Below are 16,121 nucleotides of genomic sequence, written 5' to 3'. Positions count from 1 at the left end.
GGCTCAACCTAGCGGCAATCGATCGCGCGGTTTCCATCGGCCGAACTTTTCGGATGGAGCACGGCGTAGCTTGCGTTGCGGTACAGTTCATCGTGCCGGCCGCCCTCGGTCAGATGTTCAGACGCCCGAATGATGAGATAGTCATAGCGTGTGCATTCCCCGCGCGATTGGTCGCGCAACCCGCGCAGCCAGTCGAGAAAGACGGCCGTCGGTGCGTTCGCTGAGAAGATATTCCGACTTTCCGTGGTAAAGGGATAATAGAGCAGCATCAAATAAAACGCCAACGACTGATAGGCGGTTTCGTCGAATGGACGCCCTAGACCATCTTTCAGCGCAACGTTGTAAGACGATAACGCATTCGGTGTGATCGCGGAAAGCCGGTCAAAAAGCAGCCGGCCTTCCTCGATCTCGCCGATAGTGCGGAAGTAACGTCTGACGATTTCAGACTGCGGCAGGATCGTAAGACCAAAGAGCGGAACGTAAGGACGTCCTGACGTATAGAATTCGATCAGAAAACTGTCCTCGATACTGGTCGAGGCGATCACCGAACCGGACGGCGCATGTCCTTCGAGCCAAGTGAGCATCTCATATTTGTCGCGATCGACGAAACCTCGCGGCCGGTCGAGATGGAACGGACGAACGATCTGCATCGCGCCAAACAGAATGGCGGCGACAGCGATAGCGGAGAGCGCGGACCCGGCGCGAATACTCCATCTCACCCGCAGCGGAAAATCGGCCGACCGCGGGCCGCGAGCCGTTCCGACAGCAGATTCCGCAAGGTTCCATGACCACGCGGCGACCGCAAGAAAGGCAAATACGCACGAGCCGCGCAGCCACAATCGCGACCCCAATTCGACCGAGTCGCAAAACATTCCCATCATTGCGGAAGACAGCAGCAGACATTTCATGAGCATGTTCTGCTCTCGCCCCGCGATGCTGATCTTGCCGATCGCGACCGGAACAAGCAGCCAGAGAAAGTAGAAATTGGCGCGCAGTCGCATCATTTCGCCATGGTGGACGCTCGCACCGAGCTGGGTGTTGTGAAACGTAGAAAAGCCGAGCAGCATATAGGCCGCACCAGAAACCAGCACCGCGGTCACGCAAAACACTAGCCAATCGATTCGCCGTTTTATGACGAGTTGAAGACCGAGAAAGAGCGCCAATCCGCCGATCAACGCAGCCGTCACGGCAAGCCCCGCGGTGGCGCATATGGCGGCGGCAACCGCTGCGCATCCCGCCAGAGCACGGCTGCGTTGGCGCATGGCAAGAAGCACGCCGGTAAGCGTCAGAAGCCCGAACGACCAGAAAATAGAAGGGTTGAGAAGACGGGCGAAGCCTGGCTCGAGATCAAGCACTCCGACAAAATCCAGCTGCAGCGACTGCAGATAAAAGCTGAGGGCGAAGTTATCGAGCAGAAATAACGATATTCCTGCAATCGACAACGCTGAGGCGAAGCCAAACTGCCGGTCGAGAACTGCACCGAATGCAAGGATTAAGGACATCGCCAGAAGCGCTGTGCTGAGAATCAGCAGCAATGAAATCGCTGCACGCTTCGAGGGTGTGACGGCATGAGAGAGACGCCACATGACGTTACCGACGAGCACGCCGCCGATATATGTGCAGGCAAGAGAATTGCCTTCAATTCTTGTGGCCTCGGGATATGTCGCCCTATTGCACGCTCCCAAGCCCTGCTCGATCAGACTGAAATAGGCGTAGTTGTCACTCGCGTCCGTTCGGGAACTCGCAAGCGGCACGCCGACCTTTTGCTGATTGTCGACGGCAAGCCGCGCCAACAGGTTGGAATGGAAAATCGCCGATACCAGAAGCGAGGCGAACAGATAGATTACGACCGAGCGCCAGGTCGGCATTGGCGGTCCCGCTACAGATTTATCATTCCATGATAAGCGACTGCACGCCGAATGGCGAAGCACATTCGGGTTTCTGACATCAAAGTCAGGGGTCCGCAATGCCCCTCCCTGCGGACTGTCAGGGCCTGCCCTGCGAGCATCAATATTGCGGGGATAGCAGCATTTTGCGCCGCTTGACAGGCGCCAAAGGCGATTAAGCTCACGTTGACAAGGCCACTTAAATGATCGATCAACCCCGACCGACGAACGGCACAGACCCAAAGACGTCAACATCTCATTCACGCCGGCAATAAATCCCGCCTGATCGCGCGTTTTCCGCAAGTGATGCCATTGACCGAGCCATACAAGCCGACCGGCCAGCCTGATGTCAGCGTTATACTGCCGACATTCCAGGAACGTGAGAATATCGTTCCGCTGGTGCACGAGCTGCGTCGGGAATTCAAACGTGTCGGCGTCAGATACGAAATTCTGGTGATCGACGATCGAAGTCCTGACGGCACCGCAATGGCTGCGCGCGCGGCATTCGCCGATGACAGCGGCGTAGTCGTGATCGAGCGTGCCGCCAATCCCGGGCTTGCATTTTCGATCCGCGAGGGGATCGAGAAGTCGCAAGGCTCGGTCATCCTGGTCATGGATACGGATTTCAATCACCAGCCGAAGGACGCCGTACTCATTTTCGAAGTGGCCAGACTGGTCGATCTGGGGATCGGATCGCGGTTCATCTTTGGCGGCGGAATGCCGAACCGGCTGCGCTACTTTCTGAGCTACCTCTACAATATCTTCATGCGCATCTCACTGGGTACACGCATAGACGACAACCTGAGCGGTCTGTTTGCGATCCAGCGCGCCGCGTTATTCAAGCTCGATTTCGACAAAATCTTCTGGGGCTACGGCGACTACTTTTTCCGGCTTCTGTTGCTGTCGCAACGCGAGCGGATGACTCACGTGCAAGTCCCCGTCTTCTATGGCGAGCGAGCAGCGGGGGGTAGCAAGACCCGTTTTATATCGATATTCATGCGCTACACGCGCGAGGTTGCGCGGCTGATCTATCTCAGGGCGGCCAACCGATGGTAACTCCGGACCTGTTTCACGCAATAACCAAGTGCCGGATTTGCGGCAGTTCGGATCTGCACGCTGCGATCGACCTCGGACTGCAAGCCTTGACCGGACGCTTCCCGGCCGCGGAAGAACCGCCCCCCCCGAAAGCGCCGCTGCAGCTCGTGCGCTGTGACGAATGCGGGCTGACGCAGTTGCGGCATTCAGTCCGTGTATCCGAAATGTTCGGAGACAATTACGGCTATCGATCGGGCACCAATGCGACGATGCGCAACCACCTCGGCCAGATCGCGAATGCCGTGGCGTCACGCGCGGCGATCGTTTCCGGCGACGTGGTGCTCGATATCGGCTGCAACGACGGAACATTGCTCAAGAGCTATCCGATGCCGGATCTTGTGCGCGCCGGAATCGATCCGATCGCCCGCTCGTTCGCCAATCAGTATCCCGGCGAGTTCAGGATTCATGCCGGCTTCTTTGACGCCAAATCGTTCGCTGATCTGCTCCCCGGCCGCAAAGCTCGCGCCATCACATCAATCGCGATGTTCTATGATCTTGAAGACCCCGGCAGTTTTGTCGGGGACATCGCCACGGTGCTCGCTCCCGACGGCGTCTGGGTGCTCGAACAGAGCTATCTTCCCGATATGCTCGACAAGAACTCGTTCGACACGATCTGCCACGAACATCTTGAATATTATGCGTTGGCGCAAATCGAAAGGCTTACCAGGGACAAAAATCTGAGGGTTTTCGACATCAAGTTGAACGATATCAATGGCGGTAGCTTCCAGCTTTGGGTGTGTCACAATGATGCCGCCTATCCCGAAAACCGGGACATCATTGACGCGCTGCGCGCACGCGAGACCGCGCTCGAGATCACCACGGACAAACCGTTTGCGGCATTCCGCGCCAATGTTGCGGCGCTAGGCTCCCGCTTGAAGGATTTCATTACCAAGGAGGTTGGGCGCGGAAAGCGCGTCTATGTCTATGGCGCATCGACCAAAGGCAACGTGCTGTTGCAGCATTTCGGACTGGATGGAAATCTGCTGACGGCCTGCGCCGACCGAAATCCGGAAAAATGGGGCCGGCGCACACCCGGAACGGCCATTCCAATCATATCCGAAGAATTAGCGCGCCAGGATGCAGACTATTTTCTTGTTCTGCCGTGGCACTTCCGGGAAGAGTTCGTTGCGCGCGAAGCGGCGTTTCTCGCCGACGGCGGCCACCTGATTTTTCCACTTCCAGAATTTGAAGTGGTGGGAAACGCATCCGACACGGGTCCCAGCGGGATACGCTCCAGAACGCCATGACTCAAACAGTCCATATCCCTTGGGCACGGCCAAAGCTTTTCGGGAACGAAGAATCGATGGTCATCGAAGCGCTGCGGTCGGCATGGATTTCGGGCGGACCGTATGTCCAGCGGCTGGAACGGGTGGCGGCCGAGCGCATGCAGGTCGCCGAAGCCGTGGCGGTAGCAAACGGAACGGTCGCTTTGGAGCTGGCACTTCGTGGTCTGAGAATTGGCCCCGGAGACGAAGTCATCGTACCGGGATTCACGTTCGTGGCCGCCGCCAACATGATCCTGTCAGTGGGCGCCACCCCCCTGTACGCCGATATCGACGCACACTCCTGGCTGCTCGACCCGGATGAGATTGATCGGCTGGTGACGCCTCGCACCAGGGCCGTGCTCCCCGTTCATCTCTACGGCAACGTGGCCGACATGGACGCGATCACCTCATGCGCGAAGGCGCATAATCTGGCTATCCTTGAAGACGCCGCCGAAGCGGCCTTTTCTCGTTTCGACGGCAAATGCGCCGGCACGATGGGAAGCGTCGGCACGTTCAGCCTTCACGCTACCAAAACGATCACGACGGGCGAAGGCGGTCTCGTCGTGACGAACGACCCCGACCTCGCCCGGCGCATGAGGGTCTTACGAGACCACGGGATGCGCCAGGACAAGAGGTACTGGCACGACGTGGTCGGCTACAATTTCAGATTGACCAATCTGCAGGCCGCCATTGGCTGCGCGCAACTCGCGCGCCTTGACGACATCCTGACGGATCGCCGCCGCATCCATGCGCTGTACCGCGACGCCCTGCAATCCTGTTCCGGGGTTCGATTGCAGCATTTTGCGGATCGTGTTGATCCGGTGCTTTGGGTCATCGCCGTACTGATCGAGGACACCGATCCCTCACGGCAGCGATCCAGACGGGACAGGATCATGGCCGCGATGCTCGAGGACGGCATCGAAACGCGTCCAGGTTTTTACGCGCTCAGCCTGATGCCGCCTTACGACGCACCTGAGCTACCCCATGCGCTGGTCGCAAGCGCCGGCGTTATCTCGCTACCTACCTTTCTTGATCTCACCGGTGAGCAGATCGGATATATTTGCGACCGTTTTTGTCACCACATCCGCAACGCGGGTTGAGCAGTGATCTTCAGAAACAATTTTTTTCGCCGCTATCTCGATCTGGCTCCCGCCGCGCTCGCATTTGAGCGCGCCGTCGAATGCGAGATTCTCAAGGAACGCGAATGGGTCCGGCCGATCCTTGATATCGGATGCGGCGATGGAATTTTCGCAGCGATCCTGTTCGACGAAAAGCTGGATACGGGCATCGACCTCGATCCGGCGGAAGTCGAGCGCGCCAAGCAACAGGATTCCTACCACGAACTAATGGTGTGCGCGGGAGACAGGATTCCGAAACCCGATCAAGCCTACAACACCATCCTATCGAACAGCGTCATCGAACACATTCCCGCTCTGATGCCGGTGCTGAAAGAAGTGCATCGCCTTCTGGCCCCGAACGGACAGCTTTTTCTTACTATTCCGACAGACCGTCTGGAGCACAATTCGCTGCCCGCGCGGCTGTTCAACCTTTTCGGTGCGACCGGGCTGGAAGCGCGATACGGCAAATTCCACAATCGTTTCTGGCAGCACTACAACGTGCATTCACGCGCCGGATGGCGGGAGCTGTTCACCGCTGCAGGATTCGAGGTGGCCGAGGAACGACTCTATGCATCGCCGAACTTCTCGTCATTTTATGATCTTCTGATGCCTTGCGCCCTTCCGTCAATGGCAGCCAAGCGGCTGTTCGGGCGCTGGTTCCTGTTCCCGGAGCTGCGCCAGTATTATGCGGCCCTGGTATACTGGTTAATAGCGGCAATTCACGGCAGGCTAAAGCGAGAAGCCGGAAGTTCGCTGGTCTTCTATGCCCTGCGCAAAGTCTGACTCCGAACGCCTCCGTTTGCCGGCGAACTGAAGCTGCCGCCGCCTCTCACCGCGCAGGCACTGGATGCTGCTCGAGCGAATGCTGATGAGTTGCGCGTTCCAGTCTGGCCGCTTGCAGATCGCTCGCAACCATTTCCTTCACCATCTGCGAGAAAGACGTTTTCGGCTGCCATCCCAGTTCGGCGCGAGCTTTTGAAGCATCGCCGACGAGCAAGTCGACCTCGGTGGGACGAAAGTAGACGGGATCGATCCGAACCAGGACGGCGCCGGTCCTTGCGTCGACCCCGGTTTCGTCAACGCCCCTGCCTTGCCACTCAATACGGCGGCCGATCTCGGCAAAGGCAATCTCCACGAATTCTCGCACCGAGCGACACTCCCCGGTCGCGAGCACATAATCGTCCGGCTTATCCGCCTGAAGGATTTTCCACATGCCCTCGACGAAATCCTTGGCATGCCCCCAGTCGCGCTTGGCTTCAAGATTGCCAAGAAACAGAGTTTCCTGCAGACCGATCTCGATCCGCGCGACGGCGCGCGTGATCTTGCGCGTGACGAACGTTTCGCCGCGGATCGGGCTTTCGTGATTGAATAGAATCCCGTTAGCGGCGAACATTCCGTAGGCCTCACGATAGTTGACCGTAATCCAGTAGCCGTACAGCTTTGCAACACCGTATGGCGAGCGCGGATAGAACGGCGTGGTTTCCGATTGCGGAATCTCCTGCGCAAGGCCGAACAGTTCGGACGTCGAGGCCTGATAGAAGCGGACCTTATCCGACATACCTAGTATCCGGATTGCCTCCAGCGTTCGTAGCACGCCGACGGCATCCGCATTTGCCGTGTATTCCGGGCTTTCGAAGCTGACGCCGACATGGCTCTGCGCCGCGAGGTTGTAAATCTCGGTTGGCTGAATCTGCTGCACGAGACGGATCAGATTGGTGGAATCCGTCATATCCCCGTAGTGCAGCAGAAACGGCACCTCCCCGGCCAGCGGGTCCGAATAGAGGTGGTCGATGCGTGCTGTATTAAAGGAGGACGACCGCCGCTTGACGCCATGAACGAGATAGCCTTTTCCGAGCAGAAATTCGGCCAGATAAGCGCCGTCCTGCCCCGTTACGCCCGTAATCAGGGCGACCCGGCGCTGCCCGTTCCCGTCAACCATATTGCCTCCCGAGCCAGGATCGACATGAAAAAAAAGAAGCGTGTCAAACCACCTTCTTTGCGATCTCGGCGCAATTAAAAATCAAAACGTCATTTCGAATATACTTCGAAAAAATGACCGGTGACAGCTTGCTGAGAGCTTTCGTAGGACGTTCGTTTGGCTTTTGCATTTGTCCAAGGCATCTTGTTTCGCCTCGGCGTGCCAGTTCGGCGATTGAAGAAAGCAGACACTGATACGCTCCCATGACAGCAATTGGATTGGCAGGCTCCGCGGCCCAGGCCATGATTTCAGCTTTGACTTTTGTTCGCTTGAATGCCCAGGGAATCAAAAAAACAGCCTCAAACAGCGCAATCAGATCGTATGGATGCAACAAACAAGTTCCGACAACCCTCGCCTTGCTTCGCCAATCGATTTCGGCGAGGCGCTTGCGCGCTGCCTCCCAGTTCGTCGTGCTGATCTGGAATGCGATGATTTCGTCTTTGTGAACTGAAACATAGCCGACGCAATCCGGCCCGCTGAGTAGCCGCTCGTACATGCCCTTCAGATGTGAATAGCCCAAGCGACCGTTGATGGACCAGGGCAACGCATGCTCATGCACGCGGGCAATACTTTCTGCATCGGCTTGTTGAACAGGACGGGTTATCATCTTTCCGAACCGACCAGCTGTTGCCAATCGCTGCCGGTCATGATGCGCCCTTGCCGTAACGCCCGCTTGATAACGACGACCTCGCCGTTTCCGCATCCGATGACCGGGCTTCCGTCGACCTCTCTCAGAACTCCCGGCTCAATATGCTCTCCCGGCCGCGCCACGTCACACACGCGCAGGACAACCGGAACGCCGGAGACGAGCGCGGTCGGTACATAAGTCGGACAAACGAGCGGATCATAGTTTGCGGCGCGCACGAAATCGCGAATACGGCGCGCGCTCCAGTTCCAATCGACCTCGCCGTCAAGCGCGTCCTTGTGGCGATACAAGGTTCGCTGCGACAGGTTCTGAGGCACCGCTGGCGGAATATCGTTCGCGATGATCCTCGTGAGCACACCGATCAGCAGGTGAGCTCCCATTTCCATCGCGCGCATGAACAACGACAGACCGGTATCGGAATCGTATATGGGAATGGTTTGCTGCGCCATAATGGGACCAGTATCTATCCCCGCGTCCATGACATGCACTGTCAAACCCTGAACCGATTCTCCATTTCGAATAGCCCACTGATGACAATGCAGTCCCGCGTATTTCGGAAGCAGACCGGGGTGCATGTTCAACGCTCGTCCGGCGAACATACGGATAACGCCAGGATCGATAATCGTGGTGCCGTTGATATTGACCAGCCACTCCGCTCGAAAGCTTTTCGAAAACGGCTCCCTGCCCATCAGCATCGCGCGCGGCAAAATCGGTATGGCGTTGTTCTCTGCGTAGGCCGTCGCCTTGACCGCAGACGACGACCCCGGAATAAAGGCGGATATCGAGGCGCCTTGCGTCTCATGGACCGCTTTCAACACTGTATAAGCGGGATGGCCGTCACCCGTGATCACAAACGCTGGCATCTATATTCGGCTCAAAAACCGGGCGAAACTTTGCACGGTTTCGAGGTCCTGCGGGCCGGCTTTCGAAAGATCGATCGCAGCTCCCCTTTCCGCCTCGATGAATCCAAACATTTCGACGAACGAGAACGAGTCGATCACATCCAGAATTTTCGCGTCGACCGTCAGGCTGGCCGCCTGATCGGGAGCCGCTTCGCAAAGGTAACCGAGAATCAATGAAGCCAGCTCAACTTCCGACTTTGATGCGTCTTTCATTGATTCTTCCAAGCTCGGCATAATCGATTTTACCATTTGAGTTGAGGGGCATCGCGTCGATGCTAAAAATGTAACGAGGCATCATATAGTTTGGCAGCACCTTAGCACTTTCGGCCCTCATAAATTTTTCCGCATCCGACGACAGCCCTTCAATGAAGGCGGATAAGTAAAGAACTTCCCCGCCGCTGCCATGAATCGAAATGACGGCCACAAACTCCTTATCGCTGAACTTCCTCAAAGTTGCTTCTATCTCTCCCAGTTCGACGCGATAGCCGTGAATTTTTATCTGCCGGGTCGCGCGTCCCTTGTATATCAGGCCGATCCCCGCCTGATTGCACGCAAGGTCTCCTGTACGATACCAGCGGCCGCTTGACAGGCCGGGAAAATGTCTCTCGATAAATTGAGCGTCGGTCAGATCGGGCCGGTTCCAGTATCCGGCCGATACCTGAGTGCCGCCTAATAACAGTTCTCCCGTCTCGCCGTCACTTACGGGTCTTAGATCGGCATCACAGACTACCGCTTCCTGCCCCGCAAAAGGCTCTCCAAGCGGCAAAACGGAAAAGTCCGTGCCACGGCTGCAAGGATAGGCCGTCACGGCAACGGTTGCCTCCGTTGGTCCATAGAAATTGTCAACGCGCGAGTTCGGAGCCGCCACCATCCATTCCGCCGCCAACGCACCTGGAAACGGCTCGCCACAGAACATACTGGCCCGAATACTTTCGAAGGCGTCGGTTCGCAGCTTGTTGAACTTCTTGAGAATCAACACGGCGGATGGAACGGAAGTCCAGGCGGTCAATCGATGACGTTTCACAAACCCGTCCGGTATCAACACCTCCTCTTGCGGGACACAATACAAAGTTCCGCCAACCGACCATGCTGAAAACAAGTCATGCACCGAAAGATCAAAATTCAATTCAGGTAAATGAACGAAGCGATCGGCTTCGCTGTAGGAGAAATGGTCCACGACGTTCCGTACATACGTTGCGACATTACCATGGGAGACCATGACCCCCTTCGGTTCGCCGGTCGAGCCTGAGGTGTACATGACGTACGCTAGGTCGTGGCCGCTGCCCTGCTGCGGTTCACCCGGCGATGTCAAAAGGCTCTTGTTCAGAAACTGATGCTGCGGAAAGTCAGCCGCCCAGTCCGGGATCGCATCCTGATCAGGGAGCAGGATCACAGTCGGACCCCTTACCTTCTGCAAAAGCAGCGGCAAACTTTTCAAACACTTTGCGTCGACGACGATGACCGCTGGCTGGGACTGGGTAATAATCGATTGTGAACGGCCAATCGGCTGCGCGGGTGTCAGCGCGACATAGGCATATCGGGCCAGATGACACGCGGCGATGGCAGCGTAGGCGACAAGGCTTCGGTGGGCGAAGATAGCGCACGTATCGAAGCCGCTTTTAGACGATAGCGGAAATCCGCCGGCGAGACGCAACGCAAACTCATGGAGATCGCCATAGGTGTAATTCTCGCCATCAACCCAAAGAGCGGCCTTGTCTCTGAATTGCGTTGCCGATTTTACGAATGATGCTGCGAGCGGGGTCAAAAAACGTCATCCGTGGGTCAACAGCGTCCTTGCCGGCGACTTGTTAGCTTCGTTGATCCCGAATATCAATAATTGCCTCGCAAGCGGTTGCATGCGCGGTGCGCGAGTTCAAAAGCGTCCCTCCCACCTTGCAGAACCTCAATTTTCCCGGTCACCTGGCAACGACGCGGGTGGTGCTCATTCCATCGGCTCAATACGTGTCATACTCAAAACGGGCGGCAGGGACGATAGGGGGTGGGTTCGATCGGTCTGCGTCGAATCGATTTCGGTTTTAACTTTTGGCTGAGCATGACGTTTCTCGCGAAACTCAACGCGGACTCTCAGGGCGAACAGATGCGATGCGCTTGAACCAACTCATGGCTGATTGGACCAACGCGGCACCCCGATCCCGAATGGCGGATCATCTCGCCGTCTTGATGGCATTTTCGCTACCGTGGTCCACTACAATCTTCGGCGTTTTTACAGTACTTTGGCTGATCGCGCTCCTGACCGTGATCGACGCGCAGCAGTTCCGGGCGCAGTTTCGCCGCCCGGTATACTGGCTGCCCGTTGCATTGTTCTGTCTCGCAGCGCTTGGAATGCTGTGGGCCGACGCCACGTGGGCCGCCCGGATTCACGCCGCGGGATCGATGGTCAAGCTGCTCGCCATTCCGCTGCTGATGCACCAGTTCGAGCGCTCCGGGAAAGGCTTCACCGTCTTTCTCGCGTTTTTGGCATCATCCACCGTTCTGCTGATCCTGTCGTGGCTGAGCTGGTTCGAGCCGCGGATTAACCTGACACCGAATAAAATTCCTGGGGTTCCGGTCAAGAACTGGATCACCCAGGGCGTGGAGTTCGTGCTGTGCATCTTCGGTAGCGCCGCGCTCGCCATCGCGATGTGGCGGAAGCAAAGACGTTATGCGGCAACCGCATTCGCCTTGCTTGGCGTGGCGTTTCTTTCCAACATGGCCCTTGTGGCCTCGTCACGAACCGCCCTCGTCTCGCTCCCCGTTCTCCTGCTGATTTCAACGTTTCGATATATGAAATGGCGCGATGTGCTCGTTTTGTATCTGGCGATTGCCCTCACCGCCGCGTTCACTTGGTTCCTTGCTCCCAATCTGCGAGAACGGATCGCCAGCATCCAGCAGCAATACATGTTGAGCCAGAGCCAGCAAACCTCGGTCGGCCTTCGTCTCGAATACTGGACGAAATCACTTAAATTCATCCACAACTCGCCGCTCGGCGGGCACGGCACAGGCTCGATCCGCGGCCTCTTCGAGCGCGAGGCAATCGGTAAAACAGTGACGGGCGATCAAATCGTCGCTAACCCGCACAACCAGACGCTCTATTTCGCGATCGAATGGGGTGTGATCGGGGTCATCTTGCTCTATGCGATGTGGATCACTCACTTCCTGATGTTCACGGAAATGCGCTGGATCTCCTGGCTCGGAATCATCGTGGTCAGCCAGAACGTCTTGGGCTCCCTCTTCAATTCACACCTCTCCGACTACGTAGAAGGCTGGATCTACGTAATGGGGGTGGGCGTGGCCGGAGGCATGGTTTCCAAGCTCCGCAAATCAGATGATGCGTTGACAGGAAGCAATTCTGGAGTTCCGACCGGCTGTTGATCTGGGCAAGGGCTGACCTCCTTCCAGCATTGCGCGCCAACTAGCAACAGATGTCACCCAGCAGGCGGGTTAAATCGCACATCGCAGATTGAATGCGAACATAATGCCGTGGATGTGCTCAAAATCGAATAAAGGGGTTGCGAGGCCGAGTTACAAGCTACGGGAACCTTGCAATGCGGCGTGAGACTCTACCTCCATCTCACCCTTCGCCGTGAGCTCATAGAGGTCGCCATCCTTCACGAGGTACCCTTCCATAACCAGTTCATCCACGGCGGCTCGCCTGTCATCGAAAGCTATGGATGCGCTGATATCCTTAAGCAGGGCGATTTGCTCGTCCTTAAGCATTGACGTTCCTCCGTTTAAGCCAGGAACGCCAGGTTGCGAATTAGGTTCCTCTTGCGCCAAGGTAACCCTAAGTTTCGCCCCCGAGTTCGGTCAGACGAATATGCGATACCTGCCAGAAATAAGCCCTTCCTGCTCCGAATGGAGGTCATGGCCTTCGCATTCCCAGCTCCTCACGTGAGCCCCGCACCGTTATCCCCCCGGGATTGTTTAATCTCCTTAATCGCTGACATTCGTAGCCTCGCGAGATGGACAAACGGCGGCTGGCTGAGATCGAGCAGCGCGCGGAACTAATAGGCGTGATCGTCGATTGTTGGCCTAGAAAATTGATGAACCTGAGATCACCAAGAGATATTCTTACCGGAAGACTCGTCTGCGACTCGCACTTTACCGCGCGATCGGAAGCGGAGCTTGAAGTTGGTGTAGCGTGATCTCTAGTAGGAGATGTCGTGGAAAATCCGGCTCTCGTAACTGATGTGAAGGTTGAACCCTCGGGCAACTCCAGGGTTTTGTGGATTTCATCCCTGGCATTTGCACTGGGGTTTGCGGTGTGGGGGATGTTTGCCGCGCTCGCCCCTTTTCTAATCAAATGGTACGATTTCAGCGCGACTCAGGTGCTGGTTCTGACGGCGATGGAGCCTTTTTTCGCCGCTGCGGTCAGCATTCCGCTTGGCATCTTGACCGACAAGTTCGGCGGCCGGGGCGTTTTCACCCTCCTGCTTCTGACTCTCACCCTTCCTCTTCTTGTTGGATACTTTGCCCGCGGCTATTACGCCTTCCTTCTGGTCGGGACCCTTCTCGGACTGGGAGGTGCGAGCTTCGTTGTCGGCAACGCTCATGTATCGTCGTGGTACCCCAAATCCAAGCAGGGTACAGCGCTCGGTATCTTCGGTATGGGCAATGTCGGAATCACCGTCGGCATGGTGACCGTCACTTTCCTGATTACCCGCGTTCTGAGTGGCCCCGATGGCTGGCGCATGATATTCCCAATCTTCGCCGGTGTTACCCTTTTGATGGCTCTGGTCTACTGGTTCTTCACGTCGGATCCGCCGAACAGGAAGCTCAAAAAGACCTCCCTGCGTGAAATCTTCGCCGTCTACCGTTCAGGTGTGGTGGTGTGGCTGGTGACCTACCTTTACTGGGTCTCGTTTGGCACCCTTACCTTCTTCGCGTCGGCGATGTCGATCTATCTGCTTGACCGCTGGCATGTGGATGCCATCCGGGCTTCCATGGTATATACTCCCCCCTTGGTGGTCTGTGTCGCGGCCACCCGGCCGCTGGGCGGCTGGTTGGCGGACCGTTCGGATCCATTCAGAATTTTGAGCTGGCTGTTCGGGCTAATGGTCGTTCTGGCCGTGCTCATGGCCGTGCAAATCTCGTTACCCGTCCAGCTGTTTGCCATGTATGGGCTTGCGCTGCTGTCCGGCGCCGCCGCAGCGGCGGTCATCAAGTTGATCCCGATGTACTTTGTCCATGTCGGTGCGGTCAGCGGGCTAGCCAAGGCCGCCGGCGCGGCCTGCGGCTTCGCCATGACGTTGATCCTGGCCACCAGCAAGCAACTTCTCGGCGACTATACCCTGGGCTTTGCGATCTGGGCGCTAATGAATGTCGCGGCATTCTACATCGTGCTTTCGCGGATCGGCTTCAGGAATGCAAAACCGCTCATTGAACAAACGAGTGCGACTGCGGAGATACTAACGGCAAGCGGTGCGTGACGACGATCGCTTCTCTCTTTGCAATTCTCTGTTCGTAACAGCCCCTGCTGACGGATGTATTTCATGTCCTCCCTCCTTGAGCTTTCGAAACGCATTGGCTTTTTCAGTTGCTCGCATGAACCTGCGCCGTTCGAACCCGAACAACGAAAAAAATGCCTCGAAGATGAAACGCGGCGGCAGTCAGGAACTCCAGCACGCGGCGTCGACAGGTGGTGCGCTCTGCCAGCACTGACATCGTTGCTTAAGTTTTGCGTCCTTGGCGCCGCGTTCATTGTCGCGGTGACGGGCGCCTCCGCTCAGGAGGTAGCGCCACCCTCGATGCAGCAGCAGGTGCTGAAGACCAAGGAGATGTTTAAAGACTGTGCAAATTGCCCCGAGATGGTGGTGGTTCCAGCCGGAAGCTTCAAGATGGGGTCACTGAAAAGCGAGCCTGGGCATTCCCCCGAAGAAGGCCCGCAACATCGAGTCACGATTGCTCGACCGTTCGCAGTTGGCCGCTTTGAGGTGACTTTCGACGAATGGGATGCCTGCGTCGCCGAAGGCGGCTGCAACGGCTATAAGCCCTCCGACGAAGGCTGGGGCCGTGGCCGTCGCCCGGTGATCAACGTTTCCTGGGACGATGCCCAAGCTTACGTCGCGTGGTTATCGAAGAAGACGGGCAAGTCGTATCGGCTGCTCTCGGGATCCGAATACGAGTATGCCATGCGCGCTGGCACACAGACGGTCTATCCGTGGGGAGACGCAGTCGGCACCAACCACGCCAACTGCCACTCCTGTGGCAGCCAATGGGATGCGAAACAAACCGCACCTGTTGGATCATTTGCGGCTAACAGGTTCGGTCTCAATGATTTGGTAGGCAATGTCCGGGAGTGGACGGAGGATTGCTACCACGACACATACAACGGCGCGCCCACGGATGGCTCTGCTTGGATCGAAGGGGGGAACTGTTATCATCGGGTCGTGCGTGGAGGGTCCTTCCTCCTCGCTCCGGCCTTCCTCCGCTCGGCGAGCCGTTATTGGTTCGCCTCCGACTACCGGCTCAGGTACCTTGGTTTTCGGGTTGCTCGGACGCTCCCATCTTAGAATTTTTTCCTATCGGAAGCTCAGAGTGGCCATGTTTGACCGCCTAAATCTTCAGGACATCCAGCAAGAGTGTCTACGCCGAAATCCGACGGCACTCTAGTTGCAGCCATCCGCCAGACTCAACCGTGAAACTCCTTTCTTTCTGGCTTTGAGTTGCAAGGCTCTGACCAAGGTTGGTCGAGCTATTTCTTCCGCTCTTTTCTGGCCGCGTAACGGGCGTCGCGCGCTGCCTTACGCTCGACTTTGAGCGCGGCCTCGGCGTCCGCTGCTTCTTTCTTCTCGCGGGCGAGACGCGTTGCGGCGGTCGCGGCGGCCTCCGCCTCGAGAGCTTTTCGCGCGGCCTTTTCGATCTCGCGAGACTGCCGGGTCTTCTCGCGGGCAGCTGCCTGGGCTTCGCGCTGGGCCTGTCTTTGCTTTACCGAGGGGTCGTCTGGACCGGGCCGCGCGCGAAACTTGTCGAGACTATTTTTTCGGGCCTCAAGCGCCGCCTTTTGCCGGGCAGCGAAGCTGGGTTCCTTGTATCCACTCATCTATGAGCCCCGTTCATGGATTCACACCGTAATTAAGTGCGGGCTATAGCAGAAACCGGCAAGTCCGGCGTCCCTTTTCAGCAGAGAAAGCGGAAATTCGGGCCAGCGCACGGGGGTACCGCGGCGATCGATGCATCGAATTTGCTATGACCTCGCCAGTTGAGCGCATCGAGCCAGCAGCCCGCTGGA

General features: G+C 57.2%; 15 protein-coding genes. 7 read left to right on the top strand and 8 right to left on the bottom strand.

What is annotated here, in order from left to right; genetic code table 11:
- Positions 1 to 8: 8 nt before the first annotated feature.
- A complete protein-coding gene (locus NB311A_RS02135) occupies positions 9 to 1,868 on the bottom strand; it encodes a hypothetical protein (RefSeq protein ID WP_009796781.1) in 1,860 nt (619 codons plus the stop codon).
- 324 nt (positions 1,869 to 2,192) lie between these two features.
- Between NB311A_RS02135 and NB311A_RS02130 the strand changes: the two genes are divergently transcribed.
- From NB311A_RS02130 to NB311A_RS02115, 4 genes are read left to right on the top strand one after another with little or no spacing between them, the layout of a single operon-like run.
- Positions 2,193 to 2,942 (top strand): glycosyltransferase, encoded by a 750-nt coding sequence (locus tag NB311A_RS02130; protein ID WP_009796780.1) that lies wholly within the window; start codon positions 2,193 to 2,195, stop codon positions 2,940 to 2,942.
- Entirely contained in the window at positions 2,936 to 4,228 is a 1,293-nt protein-coding gene (locus NB311A_RS02125; protein WP_009796779.1) for a class I SAM-dependent methyltransferase, read from the top strand. The genes NB311A_RS02130 and NB311A_RS02125 overlap by 7 nt, the downstream gene beginning before the upstream one ends.
- Entirely contained in the window at positions 4,225 to 5,346 is a 1,122-nt protein-coding gene (locus NB311A_RS02120; protein WP_040673758.1) for a DegT/DnrJ/EryC1/StrS family aminotransferase, read from the top strand. Before NB311A_RS02125 ends, NB311A_RS02120 begins: the two co-directional genes overlap by 4 nt.
- A gap of 3 nt (positions 5,347 to 5,349) precedes the next feature.
- Entirely contained in the window at positions 5,350 to 6,147 is a 798-nt protein-coding gene (locus tag NB311A_RS02115) for a bifunctional 2-polyprenyl-6-hydroxyphenol methylase/3-demethylubiquinol 3-O-methyltransferase UbiG (RefSeq protein ID WP_009796777.1), read from the top strand.
- Positions 6,148 to 6,193: 46 nt separating this feature from the next.
- On the opposite strand, the gene gmd is transcribed toward NB311A_RS02115, so the two are convergent.
- The 5 genes from gmd to NB311A_RS02090 are packed head-to-tail and all read right to left on the bottom strand — an operon-like array spanning position 6,194 to position 10,655.
- Positions 6,194 to 7,303 carry a GDP-mannose 4,6-dehydratase gene (gene gmd, locus NB311A_RS02110; RefSeq protein WP_009796776.1) on the bottom strand — a complete coding sequence of 370 codons (1,110 nt, stop codon included), beginning with the start codon at positions 7,301 to 7,303 and terminating at the stop codon, positions 6,194 to 6,196.
- Between the two features lie 43 nt (positions 7,304 to 7,346).
- Positions 7,347 to 7,949 (bottom strand): hypothetical protein, encoded by a 603-nt coding sequence (locus tag NB311A_RS02105; protein ID WP_009796775.1) that lies wholly within the window; start codon positions 7,947 to 7,949, stop codon positions 7,347 to 7,349.
- Entirely contained in the window at positions 7,946 to 8,851 is a 906-nt protein-coding gene (locus NB311A_RS02100; protein ID WP_009796774.1) for a methionyl-tRNA formyltransferase, read from the bottom strand. The genes NB311A_RS02105 and NB311A_RS02100 overlap by 4 nt, the downstream gene beginning before the upstream one ends.
- Entirely contained in the window at positions 8,852 to 9,103 is a 252-nt protein-coding gene (locus tag NB311A_RS02095; protein WP_009796773.1) for a hypothetical protein, read from the bottom strand.
- Positions 9,075 to 10,655 (bottom strand): amino acid adenylation domain-containing protein, encoded by a 1,581-nt coding sequence (locus tag NB311A_RS02090; protein ID WP_009796772.1) that lies wholly within the window; start codon positions 10,653 to 10,655, stop codon positions 9,075 to 9,077. The genes NB311A_RS02095 and NB311A_RS02090 overlap by 29 nt, the downstream gene beginning before the upstream one ends.
- Before the next feature lie 392 nt (positions 10,656 to 11,047).
- Between NB311A_RS02090 and NB311A_RS02085 the strand changes: the two genes are divergently transcribed.
- Positions 11,048 to 12,262: an O-antigen ligase gene (locus NB311A_RS02085; RefSeq protein ID WP_245256902.1), complete on the top strand. Its 1,215-nt coding sequence runs from the start codon at positions 11,048 to 11,050 to the stop codon at positions 12,260 to 12,262.
- A 150-nt stretch (positions 12,263 to 12,412) separates the two neighbouring features.
- Here NB311A_RS02085 and NB311A_RS02080 read toward each other — a convergent pair whose 3' ends face one another.
- The gene (locus NB311A_RS02080) at positions 12,413 to 12,607 is read right to left on the bottom strand and encodes a hypothetical protein (protein WP_009796770.1); all 195 of its coding nucleotides are present in this window, start codon (positions 12,605 to 12,607) and stop codon (positions 12,413 to 12,415) included.
- Between the two features lie 446 nt (positions 12,608 to 13,053).
- Between NB311A_RS02080 and NB311A_RS02075 the strand changes: the two genes are divergently transcribed.
- Both NB311A_RS02075 and NB311A_RS02070 read left to right on the top strand, forming a co-directional pair.
- Complete coding sequence (locus tag NB311A_RS02075; protein ID WP_050752045.1) at positions 13,054 to 14,319, top strand: nitrate/nitrite transporter; 1,266 nt, start codon at positions 13,054 to 13,056, stop codon at positions 14,317 to 14,319.
- 63 nt (positions 14,320 to 14,382) lie between these two features.
- A complete protein-coding gene (locus tag NB311A_RS02070) occupies positions 14,383 to 15,402 on the top strand; it encodes a formylglycine-generating enzyme family protein (protein WP_116394699.1) in 1,020 nt (339 codons plus the stop codon).
- Positions 15,403 to 15,584: 182 nt separating this feature from the next.
- Here NB311A_RS02070 and NB311A_RS02065 read toward each other — a convergent pair whose 3' ends face one another.
- Entirely contained in the window at positions 15,585 to 15,932 is a 348-nt protein-coding gene (locus tag NB311A_RS02065) for a DUF6481 family protein (protein WP_009796766.1), read from the bottom strand.
- Positions 15,933 to 16,121: the final 189 nt, after the last annotated feature.

The sequence above is a fragment of the Nitrobacter sp. Nb-311A genome, assembly GCF_000152905.1.
Taxonomy (GTDB): Bacteria; Pseudomonadota; Alphaproteobacteria; order Rhizobiales; family Xanthobacteraceae; genus Nitrobacter.
Note: the sequence above shows the minus strand (reverse complement) of the source record. Positions and strands in the feature narration are given on the sequence as shown.

What these genes read in the sequence shown, in the direction of transcription:
- NB311A_RS02105 (WP_009796775.1), bottom strand. Translation starts at nt 7,949, where the DNA reads ATGATAACCCGTCCTGTTCAACAAGCCGATGCAGAAAGTATTGCCCGC.
- NB311A_RS02065 (WP_009796766.1), bottom strand. Translation starts at nt 15,932, where the DNA reads ATGAGTGGATACAAGGAACCCAGCTTCGCTGCCCGGCAAAAGGCGGCG.
- NB311A_RS02070 (WP_116394699.1), top strand. Translation starts at nt 14,383, where the DNA reads ATGTCCTCCCTCCTTGAGCTTTCGAAACGCATTGGCTTTTTCAGTTGC.
- NB311A_RS02095 (WP_009796773.1), bottom strand. Translation starts at nt 9,103, where the DNA reads ATGAAAGACGCATCAAAGTCGGAAGTTGAGCTGGCTTCATTGATTCTC.
- NB311A_RS02120 (WP_040673758.1), top strand. Translation starts at nt 4,225, where the DNA reads ATGACTCAAACAGTCCATATCCCTTGGGCACGGCCAAAGCTTTTCGGG.
- NB311A_RS02100 (WP_009796774.1), bottom strand. Translation starts at nt 8,851, where the DNA reads ATGCCAGCGTTTGTGATCACGGGTGACGGCCATCCCGCTTATACAGTG.
- NB311A_RS02130 (WP_009796780.1), top strand. Translation starts at nt 2,193, where the DNA reads ATGCCATTGACCGAGCCATACAAGCCGACCGGCCAGCCTGATGTCAGC.
- NB311A_RS02085 (WP_245256902.1), top strand. Translation starts at nt 11,048, where the DNA reads ATGGCGGATCATCTCGCCGTCTTGATGGCATTTTCGCTACCGTGGTCC.
- NB311A_RS02080 (WP_009796770.1), bottom strand. Translation starts at nt 12,607, where the DNA reads ATGCTTAAGGACGAGCAAATCGCCCTGCTTAAGGATATCAGCGCATCC.
- gmd (WP_009796776.1), bottom strand. Translation starts at nt 7,303, where the DNA reads ATGGTTGACGGGAACGGGCAGCGCCGGGTCGCCCTGATTACGGGCGTA.
- NB311A_RS02135 (WP_009796781.1), bottom strand. Translation starts at nt 1,868, where the DNA reads ATGCCGACCTGGCGCTCGGTCGTAATCTATCTGTTCGCCTCGCTTCTG.
- NB311A_RS02125 (WP_009796779.1), top strand. Translation starts at nt 2,936, where the DNA reads ATGGTAACTCCGGACCTGTTTCACGCAATAACCAAGTGCCGGATTTGC.